General features: G+C 46.3%; 1 protein-coding gene. It reads right to left on the bottom strand.

The window, feature by feature from the left end:
* The coding region (locus R7E78_RS26375; protein ID WP_411913773.1) for a transporter substrate-binding domain-containing protein at positions 1–615 on the bottom strand (615 nt) is incomplete at its 3' end.
* Positions 616–738 lie beyond the last annotated feature (123 nt).

Raw genomic sequence — 738 nt, forward strand, 5'->3', positions numbered from 1 at the left:
TTTCAGTAGATCGCGAGTGTCAGCATCGCCCACGATTTCAAACTGCAATTCAGGATACTGCTTCTTCAATGCCGTCAGTGTCGGAACATATTGTGACTGTTCGACAATTTTCAATGTTTGTGCGCCAGCATTCACGTCTTCTTCTGATTGACTGTCTTTGGATGCTTGATACTCGATAAGCTGCTCAATATCACGAGGACGAAGCTGGCCCTTTTTGTAGACCACTTGCTGGCTAACATAATAATAAGCAGGGCCAGGTCTAAAACGTTTGACGGCTTGTGAGGTTTGATTAAGCCCCGTAGCAATAATATCGATGTCGCCCTTCTTTAAGGCAGGGAAAAGGTCGGCTTGTCTGAAAGCGGGTTTGATTTCTAGCTTTACGCCCAACTCTTCTGCAAATTTACGCGCCAGCTCATAATCCAAACCCGCAGGGCCATCAGGACCAATGTAGTACGAGAGTTGGTTGTTGAGCGTGCCAACGCGTAGCACTCCGCGCTCTTGGATTTTCTCGAATTCACTTTTCGGCTGCGACTCAATTTGGCAGGCAGAAAGTAGTAGCACAGAAGCAAAAAGTAGGACGCTGCGCTTGAGTCGGTTGAAGTGGCGTATTTGAATTGATCGGTACATCTCAGAAAATTTCTAGTGGTCTTTATATCAAAGCGTGGAGATGGGGCAAAGCGAATCGGACAGATAGAGTGCGACATTGTGTGTTTTATCGACATTTCGGCTACAACTCAA

It is taken from the genome of Vibrio sp. YT-19(2023), from assembly GCF_033337395.1.